Annotated in this window: 18 protein-coding genes and 1 pseudogene; 7 read left to right on the top strand and 12 right to left on the bottom strand. The window is 70.9% G+C overall.

Annotated elements, in window-relative coordinates; translation table 11 throughout:
• Positions 1–91: 91 nt before the first annotated feature.
• The gene (locus tag ABEB28_RS17085) at positions 92–595 is read left to right on the top strand and encodes a DUF1269 domain-containing protein (protein WP_345729101.1); all 504 of its coding nucleotides are present in this window, start codon (positions 92–94) and stop codon (positions 593–595) included.
• A 14-nt stretch (positions 596–609) separates the two neighbouring features.
• On the opposite strand, the gene ABEB28_RS17080 is transcribed toward ABEB28_RS17085, so the two are convergent.
• From ABEB28_RS17080 to ABEB28_RS17050, 7 genes are all read right to left on the bottom strand, one after another.
• The gene (locus tag ABEB28_RS17080) at positions 610–2331 is read right to left on the bottom strand and encodes a SulP family inorganic anion transporter (RefSeq protein WP_345729464.1); all 1722 of its coding nucleotides are present in this window, start codon (positions 2329–2331) and stop codon (positions 610–612) included.
• Positions 2332–2486: 155 nt separating this feature from the next.
• Positions 2487–5192, bottom strand: a complete 2706-nt coding sequence (locus ABEB28_RS17075) for a cation-translocating P-type ATPase (RefSeq protein ID WP_345729100.1) — start codon at positions 5190–5192, stop codon at positions 2487–2489.
• The gene (locus ABEB28_RS17070; RefSeq protein ID WP_345729099.1) at positions 5189–6163 is read right to left on the bottom strand and encodes a polyphosphate kinase 2 family protein; all 975 of its coding nucleotides are present in this window, start codon (positions 6161–6163) and stop codon (positions 5189–5191) included. The genes ABEB28_RS17075 and ABEB28_RS17070 overlap by 4 nt, the downstream gene beginning before the upstream one ends.
• 40 nt (positions 6164–6203) lie before the next feature.
• Positions 6204–6659: a DUF7144 family membrane protein gene (locus tag ABEB28_RS17065; protein ID WP_345729098.1), complete on the bottom strand. Its 456-nt coding sequence runs from the start codon at positions 6657–6659 to the stop codon at positions 6204–6206.
• Positions 6660–6744: 85 nt separating this feature from the next.
• Positions 6745–7563: a hypothetical protein gene (locus tag ABEB28_RS17060; RefSeq protein ID WP_345729097.1), complete on the bottom strand. Its 819-nt coding sequence runs from the start codon at positions 7561–7563 to the stop codon at positions 6745–6747.
• Entirely contained in the window at positions 7556–8923 is a 1368-nt protein-coding gene (locus ABEB28_RS17055) for a diacylglycerol/lipid kinase family protein (RefSeq protein WP_376980260.1), read from the bottom strand. Before ABEB28_RS17055 ends, ABEB28_RS17060 begins: the two co-directional genes overlap by 8 nt.
• A 213-nt stretch (positions 8924–9136) precedes the next feature.
• Positions 9137–10639, bottom strand: coding sequence for an MFS transporter (locus ABEB28_RS17050; RefSeq protein WP_345729096.1), 1503 nt, complete (start codon positions 10637–10639; stop codon positions 9137–9139).
• A 244-nt stretch (positions 10640–10883) separates the two neighbouring features.
• On the opposite strand from ABEB28_RS17050, the gene ABEB28_RS17045 reads away from it, so the two are divergent.
• Positions 10884–12050 carry a M24 family metallopeptidase gene (locus ABEB28_RS17045; protein WP_345729095.1) on the top strand — a complete coding sequence of 389 codons (1167 nt, stop codon included), beginning with the start codon at positions 10884–10886 and terminating at the stop codon, positions 12048–12050.
• Between the two features lie 40 nt (positions 12051–12090).
• Positions 12091–12648 (top strand): potassium channel family protein, encoded by a 558-nt coding sequence (locus ABEB28_RS17040; RefSeq protein WP_345729094.1) that lies wholly within the window; start codon positions 12091–12093, stop codon positions 12646–12648.
• Between the two features lie 15 nt (positions 12649–12663).
• Here the strand turns inward: ABEB28_RS17040 and ABEB28_RS17035 are convergent, their stop codons facing one another.
• The 5 genes and pseudogenes from ABEB28_RS17035 to ABEB28_RS17015 all read right to left on the bottom strand — a co-directional run bounded on the left by ABEB28_RS17035 (position 12664) and on the right by ABEB28_RS17015 (position 16499).
• On the bottom strand, positions 12664–14106 hold the full coding sequence (locus ABEB28_RS17035) for a DUF2252 domain-containing protein (protein ID WP_345729093.1): 1443 nt from the start codon (positions 14104–14106) through the stop codon (positions 12664–12666).
• A 137-nt stretch (positions 14107–14243) separates the two neighbouring features.
• Positions 14244–14456 (bottom strand): annotated as a pseudogene (locus tag ABEB28_RS43150) (class II glutamine amidotransferase); the annotation flags it as partial.
• 116 nt (positions 14457–14572) lie between these two features.
• Complete coding sequence (locus tag ABEB28_RS17025; RefSeq protein WP_345729091.1) at positions 14573–15463, bottom strand: DUF1028 domain-containing protein; 891 nt, start codon at positions 15461–15463, stop codon at positions 14573–14575.
• An 8-nt stretch (positions 15464–15471) separates the two neighbouring features.
• On the bottom strand, positions 15472–15966 hold the full coding sequence (locus tag ABEB28_RS17020) for a DUF1269 domain-containing protein (RefSeq protein ID WP_345729090.1): 495 nt from the start codon (positions 15964–15966) through the stop codon (positions 15472–15474).
• A gap of 125 nt (positions 15967–16091) precedes the next feature.
• The gene (locus ABEB28_RS17015) at positions 16092–16499 is read right to left on the bottom strand and encodes a hypothetical protein (RefSeq protein WP_345729089.1); all 408 of its coding nucleotides are present in this window, start codon (positions 16497–16499) and stop codon (positions 16092–16094) included.
• A 581-nt stretch (positions 16500–17080) separates the two neighbouring features.
• Here ABEB28_RS17015 and ABEB28_RS17010 point away from each other — a divergent pair.
• The 4 genes from ABEB28_RS17010 to ABEB28_RS16995 all read left to right on the top strand — a co-directional run bounded on the left by ABEB28_RS17010 (position 17081) and on the right by ABEB28_RS16995 (position 24600).
• Complete coding sequence (locus tag ABEB28_RS17010) at positions 17081–19696, top strand: helix-turn-helix transcriptional regulator (RefSeq protein ID WP_345729088.1); 2616 nt, start codon at positions 17081–17083, stop codon at positions 19694–19696.
• A gap of 133 nt (positions 19697–19829) precedes the next feature.
• The gene (locus ABEB28_RS17005; protein WP_376980262.1) at positions 19830–22595 is read left to right on the top strand and encodes an MGH1-like glycoside hydrolase domain-containing protein; all 2766 of its coding nucleotides are present in this window, start codon (positions 19830–19832) and stop codon (positions 22593–22595) included.
• The gene (locus ABEB28_RS17000; protein WP_345729086.1) at positions 22592–24097 is read left to right on the top strand and encodes an alpha-amylase family protein; all 1506 of its coding nucleotides are present in this window, start codon (positions 22592–22594) and stop codon (positions 24095–24097) included. Before ABEB28_RS17005 ends, ABEB28_RS17000 begins: the two co-directional genes overlap by 4 nt.
• Positions 24094–24600, top strand: a complete 507-nt coding sequence (locus ABEB28_RS16995; RefSeq protein ID WP_345729085.1) for a hypothetical protein — start codon at positions 24094–24096, stop codon at positions 24598–24600. Before ABEB28_RS17000 ends, ABEB28_RS16995 begins: the two co-directional genes overlap by 4 nt.
• Positions 24601–24608: the final 8 nt, after the last annotated feature.

Genomic DNA, 24608 nt, shown 5'->3' with positions numbered 1-24608 from the left:
CACCCGCCGCGGGGGACCCCGCCCGCAACGGAGGTGGCGCATGGTGCCGGAGCTACCGACCACCATCGACGTCGGAAGGGTGTGCGTAACCATGACCACGCTGGTCGCGATCGGATATGCGGACGAGACGACCGCCACCGTGGCAGCCGAGGAGGCACGTCGGCTAACCAAGGACCTGATTCTTCAACCGGACGCCATCGCCGTCATCACCCGCGATCTCGAAGGCAAATTCCACGTCACGACCAGCCACCGGCCGGTCGCGTCGGGTATGTCCTGGGGGATGTTCTGGGGCCTGCTCTTCGGCATGCTGTTCTTCGTCCCGTTCCTCGGCATGGCCGTCGGCGCGGGGATGGGTGCGCTGATGGGCAAGATGACGAAGGGCGTGGTGAACAAGCAGTTCGAAGAGCGCGTGCGTGAGTTGCTCAAGCCGGGCACCTCCGCGCTGTTCCTCGTCGTCGAGAAGGCCACCCCGGACAAGGCGATCGAGGCGCTGGCACCGTACGGCGGCACCGTGCTCAAGTCGTCGCTGTCCCACGAGGCCGAGGCAGAGCTGCAGGAGGCCCTGCACGGCCCGCAGGCGGCCGCGACCGTCTGACCGGAGGCAACCACTCAGTCGGGCGCGCCGGACTCCCTGTCCTTCGGCGGGGAGTCCGGCGGGGAGTCCGGCGGGTGAGCGGCGACGAATGCGCGGATCGCGTCCTCGATCGTCGGGTAGAAGTGGGTCGGGTCGATCGTCCTGGTCAGCTCGTAGCGCGCGACCTTCTCCCGGACCGGGGTCTTCAGCTCGGCGAACACCAGCGAGACCCCGCGCGCGTTGAGGTCCTGGTCGAGCTCCTCGAGCATGTCCGCGGCCGTCGTGTCGACGTCGGTGATCGGCTCGGCGGCGACGACGATCCACTGCGGGCGGGGGTCGGCGTCGGCCAGCCGTTGGACCTCGGTCCGGAAGGTTCGGGCGTTCGCGAAGATCAGCGGCGAGTCGAACCGGTAGAGAACGAGTCCGGGGACCAGCTGCGCGTCGGGGTGGACGCTCACGTCGTGGTACCCGTCGATGCCGCTCACTCGTCCCAGCACCGCCTGGTACGGCCACCAGATCCGACGGAACACGTTGAGCACCGAGAGCCCGACCGCGATGGCGATGCCGGGCAGCACACCGAAGACGACGACACCGACGAACGCGGCCATCGACACCGCGAACTCCAGTGGGCGCTGCTTCCAGAGTCGCTTGGTCGCCGAGACCTCGGTCAGGGAGAGCGCAGCCACGATCACGACCGCCGCCAGCGTGGCTTGCGGCAGCGTCCGCAACAGCTGGGGAGCGAGCAGAATCAGCAACAGGATGCCGGCCGCGCCGACCAGGCCGGTGACCTGGGTCCGGGCGCCGGACTGGTGGGCTACCGCGGTGCGCGAGCCGCTCGTGCTTACCGGAAAGCCCTGGAAGAAGCCGGCCGCGACGTTCGCGGTGCCGATGCCGATCATCTCCTGGTTGGGGCGCACCGCGCTGCCGGTTCGGGCGGCGAACGCGGACGCTGTCGAGATCGTGTCGGTCAGGGCGACCAGCGTGATCCCCAGCGCGGCAGCGGCGAGCAGCCCGAGTTCCGACCAGGAGGCGTGCGGAATCGTGAACGGGGGCAGGCCCTGCGGCAGACCGCCGACGACGTCGACCCCGCGCTCGTCGAGGTTCAGCAGCCAGGTCAGGCCGGTGGCCAGCACGACCGCGAGCAAGATGCCGGGGACGCGGGGAGCGACTCGCCGCAGCCCGAGGATGAGCGCGAGGCTCAGCAGCCCGATCGCCGCCGCGATCCCGTTCGCCTCACCGGTGACGACCGCGCGGACCGCACCGACGAACTCCGCGGCGACGCCGTCGGCGTCCACGGACGTGCCGAACAGCGAGGGCAGCCGGCCGACCAGGATCGTCAGCGCCAACCCGTTGAGGTAGCCGATCCGGGTGGGCTTGGCCAGTAGGTCGGCGACGAAGCCGAGGTGGCCCGCTCCGGCCGCGATCATGAGGGCGCCGACCATCAGCGACAGCATGGCCGCGAGCGTTACCGCCTTCGCCGGATCGTCGCCGGCGACCATCAGCGGGAGAATCGCGGCGGCGATCATCGGCCCGAGCGAGGAGTCCGGGCCCAGCACCAGCACGCGGGACGGCCCGAACACCGCGTACGCGATCAAGCACGTGATCGAGGTGTACAGGCCGGTGATCGGCGGGAGCCCGGCCAGTTCGGCGTAGGCCATGCCCTGTGGCACGAGCAGCGTGGTGAGTACGAGGCCGGCGATGACGTCCCGCCGGGCGTAGCCGGCCCGGTAGGTCTTGAGGACGGTCAGCCCCGGCACCCAGCGGGCCCACCCGGCCGACGGCCCCTCGTCGGCCGGGCCGGAGCCGGTCGGGGTGGAAATGTCCGGTGGCGGCGGGGCCGGTTCGGCCGTCGGGTTCGTCGACGAGGACGGCGGGGTGGGCCCGGATGGCGGGCCGGTCTCGGTGGACACCCTCAGCCTGCCGCGACAGCGCCGCGGGTCGCTCGGTGCCGGCGCGCGGCGAGCTTGCCCAGTTCCCAGAGCACCAGGACGACGATCGCGGGTACCAGCGCCCACAGCGTCTCGGCGAACGTCAGCTGGGTGGTGCCGAGCACGGTGCGCAGGACGTCGGTCTGCGTGGCGAGGATGGCGAGCACGAACTCGGCGAGCACGGCCCGGTTGAACACCCGGCTCTCCAGCGAGGCTCGGCTGAACGCGGTCGCGGTTTGGCTGCGGCACTCGAACGCGGCGACGATCAGGCAGAACGCGAACGAGGTGAACGCGATCGACCGGCCGGTGTCCAGGCTGTCGAACTGCTCTTGGCCCAGCACGATCAGGGCGAGGAGGCCCGCGCTGATCACCAGGCCGGTGAGCACCACCGTGACGACGACGGCCCGATCGGCGATCGACTGCCCGCGCCGACGCGGTGGCCGGGCCATCAGCCCCGGACTCTGCGCGTCGAAGCCCAGCGCGAAGCCGAACGCCGCGTTGACGAAGAAGTGGATCCACAACACCTGGATCGGGGTGAACGGTGCGCCTTCCGCGATGTTGAAGAGCGACGCGCCGAGGAACGTCAGCACGAACACGACGAGCAAGACCAAGACGAACCGGATGTACTTCAGCAGGTTGTCGAAGATCTTCCGGCCCTGCTCGACAGCGAAGACGATCGTCGCGAAGTTGTCGTTCGACAGGATCATCCGGCTGGATTCCTTCGCCACCTCGGTGCCGCTGCCCACCGCGATGCCGATGTCCGCGGCCTTGATCGCCGGGGCGTCGTTGACACCGTCCCCGGTCATCGCCACCACGTCACCGTTGGCCTGGAGCGTCTCGGCCAGCATCACCTTGTGCTCCGGAGCGACTCGGCCGAGCACCCCGATGTCGTTGATCTTCTCCCGTCGTTCGGCCTCGGAGAGTGCGGCGAAGTCCGCGCCGAGCATCGCCTCGCCGGGGATGCCGACCTGGCGGGCGACGGCCGCGCCGGTACCCACGTCGTCGCCGGTCACCATGCGGACGCGGATGTGGGCGCTCTGCGCGCCGGCGACCGCGTCGGCGGACTCCTTCCGCGGCGGGTCGACCATCGCGACCAGGCTGGTCAGTCGCAGGTCGCGGACGAAGTCCAGGAGATCACCGTCGGGTTGGAACTCGGCGGCGTCGATGTCCCGGGTGGCAGCGGCCATGACCCGCAGGCCCGCGGCGGCCATCCGCTGTTCCGGCTCGACCGTCCAGGACGCGGGGGCGGCTTCCTCCGAGGCCGGCAGCGTGCGGGCGATGACCGCGGGCGCGGCGCCCTTCACGTAGCAGCGGACGAGCTCGCGTCCGCCCGGGTCGGTGATCCGGTGGAACGTCGCCATCAGCTTGTAGGTGGGGTCGAACGGAAGTGTCGCCAATCGAGGCGAGCGCGCTCGGGTCGCGTCGATGTCCAGGCCCGCTTTGTGTGCGAGGACCAGCAGTGCCCCCTCGGTGGGGTCGCCGACCACCTTGTCGTCGACGAGCGTGGCGTCGTTGGCCATCACGTAGGGCAGGATCGCCTCGTCGATCCGGTCGGCCGCGCCGGCCTCGTGGTGGATGCGGCCGGTGAGTTCGTAGCCGGACCCGGAAACGGTGTACCGGTTGGTGGCGTCGACGACCTCGACCGCGGTCATCTGATTCAGCGTCAGCGTTCCGGTCTTGTCCGTGTTGATCGCCGAGACGAACCCCAGCGTCTCGACCGACGGCAGGTCCTTGACGATGGCTTCCTGGTCGGCGAGTTCCAGGCTGCCGCGGGAGAGGATCGCCTGCGACACCGTGGGCAGCGCCTCGGGGATCGCGGCGATCGCCAGTGAGACCGCGCTGAGGAACAGCACGTCCCAGTCCTCGCCGCGGATCCGCCCGAGGATGAACATGACGAGCATGGTGAGGGCGGCGGCACCGACGATCCAGAGCGTGAGCCGGTCGAGCTGCCGGGCCAGCGGAGACTTCCTCCGCCCACCCCCGGCCAGCATCCCGGAGATCTTCCCGACCTCGGTGCTCTGCCCGGTACCGGTGACGACGACGACCGCGGAGCCGTGCGTGACCAGCGTGTTCATGAAGACCATGTCGGCTTGGTCGCCCGGGCCGACCGGGTCGGACGGTAGCGTCCCCGGGCTCTTCGCAGAAGGTACGCTCTCGCCGGTCAGCGCCGACTCGTCGATCTGCAACGCGTTCGCGGAGACGATCCGCCCGTCGGCGGGCACTTGGTCACCGGCGCTGAGCAGCACGACGTCACCGGCGACCAGCCCGGAGGCCGGAATCGTGGCCTCGGCGCCGCCGTCGCGCCGCACGCGCGCGGTGGCCTCCGTCATCGAGCGCAGCGCGGCCATCGCGTCCTCGGCTTTGCCCTGCTGACGCAGGCCGAGGACCGCGTTGAGCACGGTCAGCGCGAGCAGGATGACGACCGTGCTCCACTCGGGGATCAGCACCGCGACGATCGCCGCGCCGAGCAGGATGAGCTGCATGTAGCTGCGGTACTCGTCGACGAACCGGCGCCAGCCGGGCACCGGCGGGCTGGCCGGCAGTTCGTTCCGGCCGTCCCGCCCGAGCCGGTCGGTCACCTGCTCGGCGGTGAGCCCGTGCAGCGGGTCCACCGAGAGCGAACGCCCCACGGCCTCCGGGGTGACTGCATACCACGGTGCGTCGGTGGCGCGGTCGAGCTGCTCCGTCACGACTTCGCCTCCCGCCGCGCCCGCTTCTTCACCCCGGCGGCGTACGGATCCGCCGGCCTGCCCGCGGGCGCCTCCTTCTCCAGCGCCCGCTTCACCTTCGCCAGGTCCCGGTGCGCGGTCGCCCCGACGTCCGGGTACTGCGGATCGAGGTCGATCAGCGTGTGGACGAGCACCGCCGCGGCGCAGATCCGGGTGAACCACTTCCGGTCGGCGGGGAGGACGTACCACGGTGCCCACGGCGTACTGGTCGCCGACAGCATCTCGGAGAACGCACTCTGGTAGTCGTCCCAGTAGCGGCGCTCGCGCGCGTCGGCGGCGGAGAACTTCCAGTTCTTGTCCGGCCGGTCGATCCGGCGCAGGAACCGTGTCCGCTGCTCTTCCTTGGACAGGTTGAGGAACATCTTGACGACCCGGAACCCGTTCTCGGACAGGTAACGCTCCCAGTCGTTGATCTCCCGGTACCGACGCTCCCAGATGTCGCCGGCCTTGGCCGCCGGTGGGAGGTGCTGGCGGTCGAGCAGCTCCGGGTGAACCCGGACAACCAGCACCTCCTCGTAGTGCGACCGGTTGAAGATCCCGATGTCACCGCGCCCTGGGAGCTCCTTGGCGTATCGCCACAGGTAGTCGTGGTCGAGCTCCTCGGACGAGGGCACCTTGAAACCCCGCACTCCGACGCCCTGCGGATTGACTCCGCTCATGACGTGGCGAATCGTCCCGTCCTTCCCGCCGGCGTCCAGGGACTGCAAGCAGACCAGGACACCGTGGGTGTTCTGCGCGGCCAGCCGCGCCTGGTAGTCCGCCAGCATCGCGATCCCGGCGCGGAGCAGCTCGTCGCCGTCCCGCTTCCGGATCAGATCGGCCTTGTAGCCGGGATCGAAGTCCCGGGAGAGAACTACCTCGGACCCTGGTTCGACGCGGAGTACGCGGACGAGCTCCGCGATCCGCGCGGCTCTCGATTCGGCGGCGGCCATCGGTTATCGCACTCCTTCGTCGACGGGCGGGGCGGGCACCTCAGCGGCGTGACTTGAGTTCCCGGCCGTGCACGACGATCGCGTAGATGACGAGGACGTCGAGCGCGATGAGCATCGTCGACCAGATCGGATACGCGGCGAGGAACGCCAGGTTCACCAGTGCGCCGAACGACGCGAGCACGACCCCCACCACCCGGGCCCACATCTGCCCGGCGATCAGACCTGCGCCGGCGCCGATGAGCAGCAGGCTCAGGATCAGGTGCACCCAGCCCCAGCCGGTGTAGTCGATCTCGATCGCCAGGCCGTTCTCGGTCACCGCGTAGTAGCCCGGGTCGAAGATGGCGACCAGCCCTTCACAGGCGTGGAACGCGCCGATCAAGATCAAGAGGACGCCGGCGAATATGACCCAGCCGGCCCATCCGGTCATTTCGGCCCTCGGCTGCGTATGGCTGGCCGGTCCGGTCGGCGCGACCGCCGGAGCCTCGGTGTCAGACATGTCTCTGCCCTCCGTTGTCCCACGAGCGTCCGCTTCAGAGTGGCGGCGGAGGCGCCCGGCAGGGTCATCCCTGGAGGGTGATCAGTCATTGTCCGCGCAGGTACTGCACGCTCCGGCCGGTGCGCCATCCGCCGTCCAGCAGGTGACGTTGCTCGACGGTGATCGAGTGCGCGTCGACGCGGAGCAGGCTCCACGACAGGGAGCCGGACCGCGTCGCCGAGGCGCCAGGGCATTCGGAGACCACCTCCACCACCGGATACCGCAGACCACCGCTCCACAGCTGGCTGCGGCGGACGCTCGGTACCCGGGAGGAGCCCGCGAGCACGACGTCGACGCGCGCATCGACCAGGGCGCCGGTCAACGACCGGGGCCCGCCGGGGCTGGACAGGGCCGGGCGATGATGCAGTGCGACCAGGCGCGCGGTGGAGGGCGGGGTGTCGACCAGCGCCCGGCGCACCGCGGCCGCATGCCGTGCCGGGATCTGACCGGTGGCGCACTGCCAGGCGGACATCGACTGCAGCCCGACTCCCCGGACACCCGGCACGTCTGCCAACGGATCCGGCGTCTCCTGCTCGGGGCCGTTGGGGCGGGTGATCGGCCCGGACAGGCGGTCACGGAGCCGGGGCGGAACGTGCGCGCCGAACAGCGTCAGCCGGGGGAGCGGAAGGCGGTTGAGGAGAGCGTGTACCGCGCCGAGCTCGTCGTCCCCGAACGGTGTCGTGCACTCCCCGGTCACCACGGTCAGCGTCGGCTTGGCCGCGACGACGTCTGCGGCCAGCGTCTCGATCGCGGCCGACAGGTGGCTGCCGGCCCGGGATCCGGCGCGCCGGGGCCGAGCGACGTGCGGACCGGCGACGTGGGCGACGAGGATCGGCGGTCCGTCGGCGCCGCGACGGTCAGGCATCGACGGCGCGGTGGCCGGTGGACAACGCCAGCCGACCCAGACGCCGCCAGTTCATCGTCGGCCTCGGCGGCCGGACTCCCGGCCGGTTCCGCGGCACCCGGACCCGGAGCGCGCGCGGTCGGAGTGTGCACCGCACCGGGGTGTGCAACCAGAACGACTCGCCGTCGATCCCGACCGGAATGGACGGAGCGTCCGCGTCGACCGTCACTTCGCGGCCCTGTACGACCTGGAGTGACCGGGATCGGCGCCCGCGCAGCAGGCGGGTCGCGTCCCGGGCCCCGCGGACGGTGACCGCCAGGACGCCGAGCACTCCGACGTCCAGCCGGGAGCGGCGCCCGAAGTGCGCCACGTCGTCGACGCAGTAGGGATTGTTGCTCACCAGCGCGGCGACCGGTCCCTCGAGCACGGTCTGCCCGACGGTCACCCGCAGCGCGGGACCGGTGTGATCGGTCAGCAGATCGGGCAGGACGTCGAGCGCGGTGCCCGCCTTCTTGCCCCGGTACGACGGTCGATCCACCACCGTCGCGTAGGCACCGAACGACGCGTTGTTGACGAACGTACGGCCACCGACCCGGCCGAGGTCGACACGCAGCTCGACGCCGTCGGTCAGCGCGTCCAGGCAGGCCATCGGATGCTCGCGATCGAGCCCCAGGTCGAGCGCGAAGTGGTTACGGGTGCCTGCCGAGATGACCATGAACGGCACACCGGTCTCCGCTGCGACATCGGCGACGAGGGCCTGGGTGCCGTCACCGCCGGCGACCCCGAGCAGGTCGGCTCCGGCGTAGACGGCCTCCCTGGCCAGGCTGGCGGCGTTCTTGTGCTCGTCGTCGAGCAGTACGACCTCGGCGCCACGGGCTCGTGCGGCGTCCGCGAGTCCGAACCGGGTGACCTTACCGCCGCCCGAGCGCGGGTTCATGATCAAGAACGGGTGACGGGGTGAGGGCGTGTCGTACTCGGCCGGTGGGGCCGGGCGGGGCAGCTCGGACAGCGCGGTGCGGCCGAGCCCGAGCGCGAGAACCCAGAGGAGCGCGGTGACCACCACCACCCAGAGCAGCTCGGCCCGGATGTACCAGGCAGCGACAGCAAGGGGAGTCACGAGGAGCACGCCTGCGGCGACCCAGCGCAGCACCCCCCTGCGGCTGAGGAACCACCACCCGGCCGCCAACGTCAGCGCCGCGCCACCGAGTCCGATCAGCAGCAGGCCGACGCTACGGACACCGGCGACGGCGAGCGGCAGTACCAGGCACGCCGCGGCCGCGAGGAAGGCGGACCGGGCCAGCCAGCGTTGCAGGTAGACGATCCGTCGCGGTATCGGGGCGGTCGTCGTGACCATGTCCAGCACGGGCTCCTCGTCGCCCACGGCCGCGCTACCGCCCGTGCGTCGGGCCGCCGACGCGCTGCTGCTCGACGCGAGTCGCGTCCATGATGCCTGCTGCGGATGACATGTCGGCCACCTCCCCGGTAACTTTCTCCGAACCCACGATCGAGCATCGGCCGGTCCCGGGGGTCATCCGCAGCGGGCGAGAACGGCGGCCCGGTCCGCGGCGCCGGCCGGCAGGTCGGCGCGGCGGCGTCAGAACCGGTCCCGGCGCAGCATGGCGTAGGTAGGCATCGTGTGCACAGCTGAGGCGGTCGCGACCGCGTAGTCGGCCCTCCGCGGCCGCTCCGGACGGTGGCGCGCGGCGAGTGCGGCCAGCACCACGCCGAGTGCCGACACCACGGCCAGCAGAACGTTGGCGCGGGCGAAATGGTCCGCCGCCGACGCAGCGTGCTCCGGGTCGGCCGCGGGTGCTGCGTTCCCGTACATCGCCGCCACGACCGCGACGAAGACCGACGCACCGACGTAGCGAGCCATGTTCGAGATGCCCGAGCCGGCGCCGACGTCGTCCTCCGAAACCGCGCTGGTCGCCACGGACGAGCAGGGACCGTTGGAGAGCCCGAGACCGGCGGCGACCGCGACCAGCGGGATGACGAACGCCGCGTAGCTCCACTCCGGGCTGACCGGGACGAGGAACACGAATCCGGCGGTGCTGATCGCGAAGCCCAGGCCGATCACGGTCCGGGTGCCGAGCCTCCGAGCGAGACCGACCACCATCGGCGCGACCAGGACGAGGGTCGCCGTGAGCGGTAGCGTCGCCAGGCCGGCCTCGAGGGCACTCATACCCAGCGTCGCCGGGTCCTGGAAGTAGATGCTGATCAGGTAGCCGAGGGCGTTGATCGTTCCGGAACCGATCAGGATGCCCAGCGTGCCGGCCATCAGCAGCCGGTTGGAGAGCAGCTCCGGGGCGATCAGCGGGGCCGCCGACCGTCGCTCCGCCCAGACCAGCGCGATCGCCGCGACGACGCTGACGAGCAAGGACCCGAGCGTCGACGGGGACGTCCAGCCCCAGTCGCCGCCCTTCGTGACGGCCAGGATGAAGGGGGCGAGCACCGCGGCGACCAGGATCGAACCGACGACGTCCAGGGACCCGGAATGATGCTCGTCGCGGGACTCCGCGACCGCCCGCAGGGTGATGGGGATACAGATGGCTGCGACCGCCGCATCGAGCCAGAACAGGCCCTGCCAGCCGGTCAGGCCGGCCAGCGCGCCGCCGACCAACGGTCCTGCGGCTGCGCCGACGGCCGCGGCCGCGCCCCAGAGCGAGATCGCAGCCACCCGGCCCGCCCCCGCCGAGCCCAGCGTCAACAGACTGAGTCCGCACGCGAGGATCGTCGCGCCGGCCGCGCCCTGAACTGCCCGGCCGAGCACGACCCCGGCGCCGCCGGAGGACAGCGCGATCCAGACGCAGGACGCGATGAACAGGCCGAGACCCCAGAGGAAAACGCGCCGCCGCCCGAGCATGTCGCCCAGGGCGCCGGCGGTGATGATCACGGCGGCGCCCACCAGGCTGTAGCCGGTCACCGCCCACTGCAGCACCGACAACGGGGAGTCGACGTCCTCGCTGATCGCCGGCAGCAGGATCGAGACCGCCGAGGTGTTCGCGTTGACCACGAGCGTCGAGAGGCAGGCGACGAAGAGGAGGCCGCCGGCGGCCCGGTGGCCCGGCGTGGTGGTCACGGGTTCGGCGCCGGTCATCGGCACTCCTTCGGTCGTCGGGTCGCACCCAGGCCGCGGCGCGGGCCTCCCGCAGGGCCCGGCCGGTTCTGCCTCGGCCCCATGCTCGGCATTTGCACCACGCTGCGGCTCATCCCCGACGGGTGACGCGGGCGCGGGCGAGGGAATCGCCCCTCCGGGATGAGGTCCGGAGACGAGCGGGCGGAGACCGTGGAACTCCCGCGGTGAGTCACCGTGCACCGCCCCGGTCCGAGGAGCACGAGCGATGACCCAAACGCCGTATCGGCCCCGGCGAGGCCGGTTTTCGCTCAGCGACGGCCACGGGCCGACAGAGCTCGCGAAGGACTTCGACGGACGCCTGGAACGCGTCGCCGCCGACGCCGCGCGCGCCGGCTTCCAGGGGATTCTCGTGACGGTCGGACCCGACCTGAGGTATCTCTGCGGCTACTCACCGCCGTCCGGCGCCGACCGGCTGACCGTGCTCGTCGTGTCGGCGGGGCAGCCACCGACGCTGGTTCTGCCGCGCCGGGACCTACCCGCCGCTGCGGCGATGCCGGTCGTCGAGCCGCTCGTCATCGAGTCCTGGGACGACGGCGAGAGCCCGTACCAGCGGCTCATCGACGCCCTCGACCCGGTTGGTGTCTACGCGGCGTCCGACTCGATGTGGGCGCGCCACGTCGTCGGCATCGAGCGCATCGCGCCGGCTGTGGTCATCCATCCCCTCACCGAGGCGCTCCCGATGCTGCGGGCGCTGAAGGACGAGGGCGAGGTCGCGCGGCTGGCCGCGGCCGCGGCGGCGACCGACGCCGCCTACACCCGGATTCTCCGCATTCAGTTCGCGGGCCGCACCGAGCGCGAGGTCGCCGCGGAGCTCAGCGAGTATCTGACCGCGTACGGCCTGTCCGAGGTGGTAGCTGGTGTGGCCTCCGGCCCGAACGGGGCCGATCCGGAGCACGAGCCGGCTTCCCGGCCGATCCAGTTCGGAGACACCGTCGTGCTGCGCCTCGGCGGCGCCGTCGAGGAGTACCGCTCCGAGCTCGTGCGGACGGTGAGCGTCGGGCCGCCGGGCATCGCCGTGGCGCGGGCGCACGACGTTCTCCAGCTCGCCGCCCGCGCAGCCTTCGACGTCGTGCGGCCCGGCGCGCCGAGCCAGGAGGTCGAGCGGGCGGTGCGACGGACGGTGGTCGACGCCGGTTACGCCGAGGCCGACGTGCGGTACGCGGGGCACGGCATCGGCCTCACCGCCGACGAGCCGCCGTGGACGGTCGAGGGCGAGATGCGACCGCTGAACGTCGGGATGTGTTTCTCGGTCGAGCCCGGAATCCAGCTGGCGCACGGGCTCGGCGCGCGGCTCGGCGACGTCGTCGCGGTGACCCGGACCGGTGCGCGCCGGCTCGGCCGGACCGAGCACGAGGTCGCGGTGGTCTACTGATGCCCGCCAGGAGACCGTCGCGGACGTGGAGAGGAGAGCCGTGGCAACGGAGACGACCGGGGCCGAGCGGCCGGGTACCCGGGTGCGTGGCCGCGGACTGAAACCGGTCCCCGCGACGCTGCTGCGGTCCGCGATCACGACGACGCTGCTGCTCGGCACGTACTACGCGGTTCCGGCGGTGCCCGCCCGCACGAGCTGGGGCGTGCTGGTGCTGGTAATCGCCGGTGCGGTCGCCGTCGTGTCGGTTCTGATCCTGCAGTTCCGGGCGATCAGCCGGTCGCCGGTGCCACGCCTCCGCGCGATCCAGGCGCTCGCCGTCGCCGCCCCGCTGTTCCTCGTCGTGTTCGCCACGGCCTATCTCATGCTGGCCGGGGTGGACAGGGCGAGCTTCAGCGAGCCGCTGTCCCACCACGATGCGCTCTACTTCACGATCACCGTGTTCTCCACGACCGGGTTCGGTGACGTCGTCCCGCAGACCGGCGCCGCGCGGCTCCTGGCCAGCGCGCAGATGATCGGCGGCATGGTCTTCCTCGGGCTCGGTATCCGCTTCCTGGTGACCGCCGCGCAGATCGGAGCCGCAGGTCGCCGGACCGAGTGATCCGGCGACCCGCGCTCACGCTTCCTCGTCGCTCGCCGTACCCGCCGCCTCGAGCCTGCCGACGCGCACGGCCTCCTGGAGGGCCGCGTAGTCGCGCTCCGACTGGTCCGCGTAACGCTCGGAGAATTCGACCAGCGCCTCGTCGAACGTCGGTTCGTCGCCGAGGTACGCCGCGATCGCGATCCGATCGCCGGTGCGGGCGTGCGCGCGGGACAGCGTCCACGCACACAGCTCGCCGTAGGTTCGCAACCCAGCACGGTCCATCTCCTCGACGACCGCGGATCCTTTCCAGTCCCGGAGCTGGCGCACGTAGAAGTCGCGGGTTTGGCCGTCCGATCCCGCTGCCCGTTCCCAGCCCAGGAAGATGTCGCTGGCCACCTGCATGAGCCGTTGGCCGTTGACCACCCGCTGGCCCTCGTTCAGTCGGTGCGGCAACGCCAGGCCGGACGGAACATGCCCGGCCAGCACCGATCGTTGGGCCTCCTTCACCTGGAGGAGCAGCGGATCGTTGTCGTCGCGTCCGCGGAGCAACACGATCCAGCAGCGAGTACCGACGCTGCCGACGCCGACCACCTTGCGGGCCATGTCGACGTACTCGAACGCGTCGAAGAGCCGGCGGCGCTCGGGAGCCAGGCTTCGTCGGTAACGGCTGAGCAGCCCGCGGATCTCAGCGGCGAGATCCTCGCTGTCGCGGCCGGGGAGCAGATCGCCCACCGGCACCAGGAGCGGCGGGTCGGCGACGATCCGCCGCCGACCGTTCTGGATCGCGGTGAGCTTGCGGTAGGCCTGCAGACTGTTCCGCGACCGGGCCTTGGCCTGCGCCTTGCCCAGCTGCTTGCGCCGCTGTGCGGTGCTGAGTTGGGCCGACAACTGCGGAGCCAGCTGATCGAAATCGGCGTGGGCGTACCAAACCTCGAGTTCGCCGGCCGCGGCGAACTCTGCCATCGCGCCTCGATACCTGGCGACCGCAGCCCGGACGATCTCGGCGCGGGCCTTCCGGCGGAAGCCGTTGGCTCGAGCCGCGACGACGAGACTGGCCGCCAACCGTTTGATGTCCCACTCCCAGGGACCGGGATGCGTCTCGTCGAAGTCGTTGACGTCGAAGAGCATCCGCCGCTCGGGTGATCCGAACACTCCGAAGTTGGACAGGTGCGCGTCCCCGCAGAGCTGAACTGGGAAGCCCGAGTGCGGTGTCGCAGCCAGGTCGGCGGCCATGATCGCGGCCGCGCCCCGGTAGAACGTGAAGGGGGAGACCAGCATCCGTGCGTGTCGTACCGGCACCAGTTCCGGCACCCGCTCAGTGGCCTGTGCCGCGAGAATGGCGACCGGATCGACCCGGTCGAGGGCCGGCGCGTAGTCCGCGTGGCTCGCCAGCGGCGCCCGTTCCCGCGCGGACAACCCGGCCTCGGCTCGCCCGGCCGGATCCCGGTGGCGCGCCGACGGGACCGTCGCCCTCATGACGCGGGGGCGATCGGCTGGAACGGATGAGTCTCCTGTTGGCTCTGGCGGACGAGCGCCCAGGAACCCTCGGGGACCTCCGACCAGGCGCCGGGCAGGTCTCGCAGCGGCTCGGAGACGATGAATCGGCTGTCGTCGAGCTCACGCAGGTTCTGGTCGGTCCAGGCCGGGTGGGTGCCCTTGCACACGGTCGGTGACGTGCGATCGTCGATGCCGTACCACCCGATGCCGAAACCGTCACCGTTCGTGGTGATGCCGCCGAGGTCCGCGTGCAGACTCTGGTCGATGATCGAGTGCTTGGGCCGGAACAACAAGTCGTCGGCGAGGACGGGGCCGCCTGAGTAAGCCATTAACCTGCACATCGCTCCCACGCCCTCTCGGTCGTGCGCTTCGGCATCCGCGGCCCACAACCAACCACGCGGCGCCGGGGAGGGGCCTCACCCAGCCGGGGTGAGTTGGGCCGGCGTCAGCCCACTGGGCCGGCGCTCGCCTCGGGGCCGTAGCGTCGGCGGAGGTCCGCGACCACTTCGAGGTCGACCAGCCCGTCGGCGTGGATGCGGTTGTCGTAGTTCTCACTGCCGAGGAAGAGCTGGAACCGTCGCTGTGCGGGCTCGTCCCACGAGGCGTCGAGCTCACCCCGGAAGTAGCCGGAGACCGCCATCAGCCGCTTGAGCTCGAGCGCGAGGTCCGGTGTGATCGGCACCAGGTTCGCCGGGTCGCTCGGGAAGTACGCAAGCCGGTGCAGCGCGTAGCAGCGGATCAGCTCCGCGATCGGCCGCTCGTGGTCGTAAATCGAGATCACCACGTGCCGGTCGTCCAGCGACCCGTAGCCACCGTCGCGCCGCACGATCAGCAGTGCCGCGGACTGCTGGCCGCGGATGTCGCCGCCCGCCTGTTCGCCCGCGTCGAGGCCGGCCATCAGCCGCTCGGCCAGCGAGCCGGGCGCGCCCTCGAAGGTCCGAACCATCCGCTCGACGACGTCGCCGCTCGCCAGGCCGTTCCCCAGTGCGACGCAGTCGCGCCCCGAAACACTGCCGGACCACCCGTCCCAGGTCTGCAACTCCCCGCCGGTGTGGGCGGCGACGCGGCCGTCCCGGTCGATCAGGGCGAACTGCCGCTTGTGCTGGTCGGGGTCGCCGTTGAGCAGGATGTCGACGGCCTGGCGAGGCGTCGCCCCGCACCGCAGCAGCTGCAGGCCGACCGATCCGTGGCGCGGATTACCGAATCCCTGGGTAGCGACGGCACCGACCTCGGCCTCGCCGTACGGGACGAGGCTGCCGACGCCCGGGAACTTCGACTGCACGGCGGTGCCGAGGTCACCGTTGGTGGCATCGCGGCCGAGGAGCGAGTACGTCATCGTCGTTCTCAGCCGCGGTGGTCGCCGAACGTCTCGAAGAGGATCTCCCGCTCACCCTCGGTGAGGTTGGTCGCCACCAGCGTGCTGTGCATGCCGTGGAACCGCTCGCCCAAGCGGTCCAGGTCACCCTTGTCGGTGACGAGGAACAGCGCCGACGTTCCCTCGGTCACCTGCGTGCGGATCCTCTCCAGATCCTCCTTGGTGATGCCGGTGCCCTCCGTCGCCTTGCTGATCGCACCGATCGAGGCGCCGACCACCCCACCCACGACCGGAACGAAGAACAGCGCACCGACGACGAGACCCCAGAGCGCCCCCCACCCAGCGCCTTTCCGGACGCTGTTGTGCTTGTGGTCGATGTCCGGCCGGTCCGCGCCTTCCGGCCAGCGGACGACGGCGTGGTCGACGATCGTGACCAGTCCGTCGTCGGCCGCCTGTTGGAGGGCCGAGTAGATCCCGTCCGCGTCCGTGGTGTTGTCGAACTTCCATACCGTGAAAGTGGTCATGGCCGTGCCTCCCGCCGAGTGGGCTGAGATGTGGTCCTTCGCCGTCGCAGAGCGTGCGCCGATCCGCGTACGCGCGCGCCATCCGCAGCGGGCGAGTTCGTCGGGGCGGCCGGTGGCCGGGCCGTTCAGCAGGTTCCGGCCAACGCGTCGCGCAGCTGCCGCGCGCTCTCGCGGACGCCACCGACCGCGCTCCGCACTGCGGCGATGTTCTCCGTGTTCGGGTCGGCCTTCGCGGTGTCCACGCGTGTCGAGAGCTCGTCCACGGAGGTCCGCAGAGCTTCGGCCTGCGGCGCGTACTGCGTCTTGGCGTCGGCGTAGAGCTGTTGCAGATCGGTCCTCAGCTGTGCCAGATAGGGCCTGAGCTGGCTGAGTCCGTTCTCGGAGTCGTTGGTTTCCCGGATGTGGTCGACGGTCACCTGAGCGGCGGCGAGGCTCTCGCACACCGGGGGCTCGGTCGGATCGTCCGCGCATCCTCCGACGCCGAGGGCGACGAGAACGGCGGCGGCGGTGAGCAGTCTGCGGTATCGCCTCATTCCGGCAGGTTGCGACGGACTCGGCGGTGGCACCTCATCTAGGGAGGGTGAATCCCGCGCGGCAGTGCACGCACGACAGCTGAGGCGGCTTTCCGTCCAGAAGGGATTGGCCTCAAGACAACGATTACTCATCCAAACTCACCCGATTCGGGGGATCCGCCCGCGTCGCGTCGTGTGGTGTCATGCCGGGGCATGGTCGCGTCCGGAAGGTCCGGGTGGCCCAGCGCCTCCATGCCGGGTCCCGGCAGACCCGCTGTGTGCGACGTCGCTCTGGACACTTGCCGCTGCCGCACCGGAACGCCCAGCCGGGACGGCGGAACGCCTGCGCTCGTCGTCACCGGGCGTTGATGCCGTTCCGTCCACGCGCGAGGCGCCGGAACCTCGGGGCCCGCCGCGAATCGGGCGGCATCGACCGGCGGCGAACCGGGATCGAGCACAGGAGGTGTGCGGCGGCGTGCGCGAACCACGCCCCGTAGGGCGGCGAGGGGTGGTCGAGCAGCGTGCGAGGCAGGGACGGACTACAGAATTCTGACGGTGCACCGCGGCGCTATGCCGAACCAGCGATTCGGAGCCGACGGCCCGTGCGGAGCCGCACGTCCGAACGGCGGGGGGCGGAGATCCTTCGCTACCGCCCGCCGGAAGACGAGTCTCCGCGACTACCTCCCGTTCTGATCGAACGAGAACGGCTGACCGCCACGATCGAGGCGAGCACCCGACAGGGCACCACGCTGGTGTGCGCCGGCGCGGGGTGGGGGAAGACGGTGGCCGTACGGGCGTGGGCCGCGACCACGTCGCGGTCGGTCGGCTGGCTGACGCTGACCGCGGCGGACAGCGATCCGGACACGTTCCGATCCCGCCTCTTCGCCGTCCTCGGACGCGCCGGCGGCGTCGGCCCGGCATCCGCGCCGCCCGCCGACTGCGCGGTGGCGGCCCACGAATGCGCAGCCACCCTCGACGACTTCGTCCTCGTTCTGGACGGCGTTGACGAGATCTGCGAACCGCGGGTCCTCGAGGACATCCGCGCCCTGCTGCGCTACCCGTCGAATCAGCTGGCGGTGGTGCTGCTGGCGCGGGTCGAGCCCCGGCTGTCCCTCCACCGGGAGCGGGTGAGCGGGGAACTGACCGACCTCCGCGACAGCGACCTGCGCTTCTTCGACGACGAGTGCGCGCAACTGCTGGCTCGGCACGGTGTGGAGCTGACCGTGGGCGATGCGCGCCGAGTACAGCGACGAACCGGTGGCTGGCCGGCCGGCCTGAGTCTCGCCGCCGCGTTTCTCGGCGGCGGCTCGGGTGCAGATCGTCGGGTCGAGGGTTTCACCGGCGCGCTGCCCGCGGTCGCGGCGTACCTGACCCACGAAGTGCTCAGCGGCCTACCCGCATCGGTGCGCTCGTTCCTCCGACGGACCAGCCTGCCCGACGAGGTGTGCGCCGGGCTGGCGGACGCGCTGACCGAAGGATCCGACAGCGCCCGCCTCCTGGAGAACCTCGAACAAACGAACGCGCTCGTCACCGCATGCGGAGAGAAGGCCGGATGGTACCGGTACCACCCGCTGCTTCGTGATCTGCTCCGCTACGAGCTGAGCCGGGAGGAACCAGGAGCCGGCGCCGAGATCCACCGCCGAGCGGCGCGGTGGTACGACGACGAGAACGACACATTGGCCGCAATTCGGAGCGCGGTCGCGGGCGCACACTGGCCGTTCCTCGCCCGTCTGCTGGAGACCGGGGGCGGGCCGCTGGCGCTCGCCGGCGATCACACCGCGCTCGTGGCGGCACTGAACCGGGTTCCCGCGAGCGCGTACCTGACGGACGCGCGGTTGGAGCTGTGCACGGTGCTTCTCCGGTACTGCGCCGGTGACTACGAAGCGGTACCGAAGTACACGGGCCGGATCAGGCGCCGCCTCGCCGGGCGGTTCGAGGTGGAGCGACGATCGATCGAGGTCACGCTGCGGACCCTCGAGCTGGCCGCCGCGACGGCCCAGGGCAACTTCACCACTCGGACCGCCGCCGCGACCGACATCCTGGATCGGCTCGCCGCTGTCCCGACCGCGCAGTTCCCCGCATTACTCCAGTACCGGTCCCTCGCGCTGGGCAGTAAGGGCGTGGGTCTGTTCTGGACCGGCCGTCAGGACAAGGCCGAACGGTATCTGGAAGCCGCCCGGGCCGCGGCGCGGATCGCCGGCGTCCAGCGGGTCGAACTCGACGCACAGGGCCACCTCGCGCTCCTGGCCTACCTGCGGGGCTTCCCGGAGGAGGCGCGGGAGCACGCGGTGGCCTGCCACGAACTCGCCGTGCAGACCGCCGCCGACGGGTCCCGAACCGGGCAGTCGCACAGCCCGGACTGCGTTGCCGCGTACGTCGCCCTGGTGCTGGTCGAGTCCGACCGGCAGAACGTCCCCGCGGCGCGGCAGGCGCTGCTGGCCGCGCAGGCCGCCCGAGCAGGTTCCGACGCGCTGTCCTCGGTCCTGGTCGACGTCGCACACTGCGTCTACTCCCGCCTGATCGACGACGTTCCGACGGCCCGGACGGCTTTGCGTCGGATCCGGTCGGAGACGCTGCTGCTCCGCACCGCGTCGACGGTGGCCCGCTGGGTGGCGCTGGTGGAGGCCGAGATCGATCTGGTGGACGGGCATCCCGAACGGGTGGAGGCGCAACTGGCGGGACGTGATCCACTCACCCGGCGGGAAGCGATCTGCCTGGCCCGCGCCGAAATCGCGCTCGGCGACTTCCGAGGCGCCGAATCCCTCCTGGCCCGACTCGGCACCACGCCGGCGGACCTGGCGGGCGTCGTGGACTCCTGCATCCGCGAAGTCTTGCTCGGCCTCGCGCGCCGACGCACCGATCGGATGCTCGGCCTACCTGCTCCCGAGGCAGTCGGGTTCGGCTCCGAGCGCTGGCTGCCCGACCGCCCGTCACCGCTGATCGCCGACCTGCTGACCGACTCGAGCTCTGGGGGGAGCATCGGGGGTACGGCCGGCGTCGTGGTCCCACCGGTCGATCGGCTCAGCGAGCGGGAGGACGACGTGCTCCGCTACCTGCCGACGATGCTCAGCGCCCAAGAGATCGCCGACGAGCTGCACGTCTCGGTGAACACCGTGAAGGCCCACCTGAAATCGATCTACCGGAAACTGGGTGCCTCGCGGCGGCGGGAAGCGGTCATGCGCGCTCGGGGTCTGGGAATCCTCGGCGCACCGGACTGACTCCGCAGCGACCCAGGTCGCCGAACCCACACCGGGACGGGATCGAGCGCGCGGGCGAAGTTCACCTCTGGCGGAGGAGTCCGGCCACCGGCGGATGTGGCGCACTGGGCGGAGCCTCTGCTAGCCCGGAAGGATGGCGCACATGACCGAGCACAGTTCGGCCGAGCGACACCGCCTGCGGGATGCCGACCGGCCGGGTAGCCACTGGCGCCGGTGGGGTCCGTACCTCAGCGAGCGCCAGTGGGGCACGGTCCGCGAGGACTACAGCGCGAACGGCGACGCGTGGTCCTACGTCACCCACGAGCAATCCCGGTCTCGGGCCTATCGGTGGGGTGAGGACGGCATCGCCGGCGTCAGCGACGACGAGCAGCAGCTCTGCTTCTCGCTGGCCCTGTGGAACGGCCGGGACCCGATCCTCAAGGAGCGGCTGTTCGGCCTGACCAACGCGGAGGGCAATCACGGCGAAGACGTCAAGGAGTACTACTTCTACGTCGACAGCACGCCGACCCACTCGTACATGCGGTACCTCTACAAGTATCCGCAGGCGGCGTACCCGTACACCGAGCTGGTGGCCACCAACCGGTCGCGGGGGCGTGGTGACTTCGAGTACGAGCTGCTCGACACCGGCGTGTTCGAGGAGAGTCGCTACTACGACGTCGAGGTGGAGTACGCGAAGGCCGCGGAGGAGGACCTCCTGGTCCGGATCACGGTCCACAACCGGGGACCGGAGGCGGCCACGCTCCAGGTGTTGCCCACGCTGCTGTTCCGGAATACCTGGTCGTGGACGTCCGGGCAGAAGCGGCCGCAGCTCGCGGAGATGCCCGGACCTCCGGGGACCGTCCGGGTCGCGGCCGACCACCCGCGGCTGGGTCGTCGGTGGCTGACCTGCGCCGGGTCGGTGCCGCTGCTGTTCACCGAGAACGAGAGCAATACCGAGCGGCTGTTCGGGACCCCCAACACCTCGTTGTACGTCAAGGACGGCATCGACCGGTACGTCGTCCGCGGGCAGCACGGCGCGGTCAACCCCGCGCAGCGCGGCACCAAGGCGGCCGCGCAGTACGTGCTCGACGTGCCGGCCGGCGGGTCCGCGACGATTCGGCTCCGCCTGTCGGACTCCAACGGGGGCGCCGGAGCGCCGGGCGGACGAGTGGGCGGGCCGTTCGGAACCGAGTTCGACGCTCTCGTCGACACCCGGCGCGCCGAGTGCGACGAGTTCTACGACGAGCTGTACCCGCCGTCGACCAGTGTCGAAGAGCGCCTGGTCATCCGGCAGGCCCTCGCCGGCCTGCTCTGGAACAAGCAGTACTACCACTTCGACGTCGAGACCTGGCTGACCGAGCACGGGTTCGATCCGGTCGCCCAGAACGCTCCGATTCGCAACCGGGAGTGGCCGCACCTGCTCTCCGGTCACGTCGTGTCGATGCCCGACAAGTGGGAGTACCCATGGTTCGCCGCCTGGGACCTGGCCTTCCACGCGGTGGCGTTCGCGCTGGTCGACGTCGGCTTCGCCAAGCAGCAGATGGATCTGCTCCTGCGCCGGTTCCATCTGCACCCGAACGGCCAGATCCCGGCGTACGAGTGGAACTTCAGCGACGTGAACCCACCGGTGCACGCGTGGGCGACGCTCTTCGTCTACCAGGTGGAGAAGGGCCGGACCGGGCACGGGGACCGGGCTTGGCTGGAGAACGCGTTCCACAAGCTGGCGAAGAACTTCACCTGGTGGGTGAACCGGAAGGACGTCGACGGGAACAACGTCTTCCAGGGCGGGTTCCTCGGGCTGGACAACATCGGAGTGTTCGACCGGAGCGCTCCGCTGCCCACCGGCGGTCAGCTCGACCAGGCCGACGGCACCGCGTGGATGGCGCTCTTCGCGCAGAGCATGATGGCGATCGCGATCGAGCTCGGCCGGGACAACCCGGTCTACCTCGAGGAGGCCGAGACGTTCTTCGAGCACTTCGCCTGGATCGCCGCGGCGATGAACCACGTCGGCGCCGACCGGGTGTCGATGTGGGACGAGGACGACGGGTTCTTCTACGACGTGCTGCGGCGGCCGGACGGCAGCGCGGAGCGGCTCTCGGTCCGATCGATGGTCGGCCTGCTGCCGCTGACGGCGGCGACCGTGCTCCCCGGTGACCTGCGGACCGAGTTCCCCGAGCTGGTGGACCGGGCGCACGACTTCCTGCGGCGCCATCCGGAGATCCTCGCGACGGTCGCGCCCTCCACGATCGTCGGCCTGGAAGACCGGATGCTGTTCGCGCTGCTGGACGAGGAGCGTCTGCGGCGGGTGCTCGCCAAGATGCTGGACGAGGACGAGTTCCTGAGCCAGTACGGGATCCGCTCGCTGTCCCGCTTCCACGCGCAGCACCCGTACCACGTCGACGTGCACGGCGACGACTACGGCGTGGGCTACTTGCCTGCGGAGTCGGACAGCGGGATGTTCGGCGGCAACTCGAACTGGCGCGGGCCGATTTGGTTCCCGGTCAACGCGTTGGTGATTCGCGCGCTGCTCAACATCTACACCTTCTACGGCGACGAGTTCACCGTGGAGTGTCCCACCGGCTCGGGCCGGAAGATGACCCTGTTCGAGGTGGCCGAAGACCTCGCCGGACGACTGACCAGCATCTTCCTACCCGATGCGCACGGTCGACGGCCCGTCTACGGCGGGCAGCGACGCTTCCAGGAGGATCCGCACTGGCACGACCTGCTGCTGTTCTACGAGTACTTCCACGGGGACAACGGCGCGGGCCTCGGGGCCAGCCACCAAACCGGGTGGACCGGGCTCGTCGCCCTGTTCGCGGGGCTGTTCAAGAACCTGGACCCCGGCGAGCTCCGCGCCGAGGGAGCGGTCGCCGCGTACCGCGCTTTCAGCACTCTCCGCACCCAGGCGCCGACCCCATGAGCAGGTCGGCGCCGTGGCCGGCGCAGCCGGTCATCCACGAGGTCGACACCTGGGTCTGGCTGACCGCGCTGGCACGCCGCTACCAGCGCCCGGTGACGCTCGCCGACGTCCCGGCCGAAGCGTGGGACGAGGTCACGCTGCCCGGCATCGATGCGATCTGGCTGATGGGCGTCTGGGAGCGGAGTCCGGTCGGGCTGGAGATCGCGCTGGGCAACGACGAGTTGCGGGCTGCTTTCCGCGCGGCGCTGCCGGATCTGGAGCCGGGAGACGTGGTCGGCTCGCCGTACTGCGTGCGCAACTACCGGGTCGACGCCCGCCTCGGCGGACCGGATGCCCTCGCAGCGGCGCGGGCGCTGCTGGCGGAGCGGGGCATCCGGCTGGTGCTCGACTACGTGCCCAACCACGTCGCGCCGGACCACCCGTGGGCGCTGAGGCGGCCCGAGCTGTTCATCCGCGGCACGTCCGACGACCTGGCCCGCTCGCCGGACGCGTTCGTCGAGGTCGGCGGCGCAGTGCTCGCGCGGGGGCGGGATCCCTTCTTTCCGCCGTGGCCGGACGTCCTACAGCTCAACGCGTTCCATCCGGAGGTGCGACAGGCCACCGTCGAGGTGCTGTCGGACATCGGCGACCAGTGCGACGGGCTGCGCTGCGACATGGCGATGCTGCTGCTCACCGACGTCTTCGCCGCCACGTGGGCGGAACGAGCGGGCCCGGCGCCTGCGGAGGAGTTCTGGCCGGAGGTCCTCCGCCGCGTCCGGGAGCGCCATCCCCACTTGCTGTTCGTCGCGGAGGCGTACTGGGACCGGGAGTGGACCCTGCAGCGGCAGGGCTTTGACTACTGCTACGACAAACGTCTCTACGATCGTCTCCTCGGCGACGCCGACGGTGTCCGGGGGCATCTGCGGGCGGGCTCGGACTACCAGCGGAAGCTGATCCGGTTCATCGAGAACCACGACGAGCCACGGGCAGCGTCCACGCTGTCGCCGCCGGAGCGGCTCCGGGCAGCGACGGTCGCGATCGCCACGCTGCCGGGCGCCACGCTCTGGCACGAGGGACAGTTCGACGGGCGGCGGGTCCGCGTGCCGGTGTTCCTCGGACGGCGGCCCGACGAGCCCTCCGACCCCGAGCTCCGGCGGTTCGCGCTGGGGTTGCTCGCCGCGATCGGACGCAGCGGACTGCGATCCGGTGAGTGGTGCTTGTCGGAGACGACCGGCTGGCCGGACAATCCCACCCACCGCAACCTGCTCGCGTGGACCTGGGAGAAGGGGCCGGAGCGACAGCTGGTGATCCTCAATCTCTCCGCCGATCCCGCACAGGGCCGTGTCCGCTTGCCGTGGGCAGACCTGCGGTCGCACCGGTGGACGCTGACACCGCTGCTCGACGAGGACCCGTACGACTCGGACCCGTTCGTTCGGGACGGTAGCGAGATGGCGGACGTCGGGCTCTTCGTCGATCTGCCCGCGTGGGGCTGGCATCTCGTCGCGGTAGAGCCGTCGGTGTGAGGCCCCCGGTGGAGCTCTCGACGCGACTGCGGCTTCGGCGGGCCACCGAGGAGGGAACGGCTGCCGCGATCTACGGCCTGATCCTCAGCGCCGCCGTGCTCACCGCTTCGCACTCGGCGACCGCGTGGCAGACGTCGGTGGTGGTGGTCGGAACGCTCGTCATCTACTGGAGCGCGGAGCGCTACGCCCGCGTGGTCGCCGAGCGACTGCACAGCGATCGCCGCCCCAGCTGGAGCCACATCCGCCGGCAAGTGACCGAGGGGTGGGAACTGGTCACCGCCTCCTACCTGCCGTTGGCGTGCCTCCTCCTGCTCCGCGCGACCGGGATGGAGCTGCGAACGGCGATCTTGTGGTCGCTGGGCTGCGCGACGGCTCTACTGGGCCTCGCCGGCTGGGAGATGGGCCGGTCCGGACAACTGTCTCGCTGGGAGCGGGCCGTGTCGGCGGCCGTGGCGGCGCTGTTCGGCCTGGCGACGGTAGCTCTCAAGCTACTCACGCATTGACGGTGCTC

The organism is Cryptosporangium minutisporangium, from assembly GCF_039536245.1.
GTDB classification, from domain to species: Bacteria; Actinomycetota; Actinomycetes; order Mycobacteriales; family Cryptosporangiaceae; genus Cryptosporangium; species Cryptosporangium minutisporangium.
Note: the sequence above shows the minus strand (reverse complement) of the source record. Positions and strands in the feature narration are given on the sequence as shown.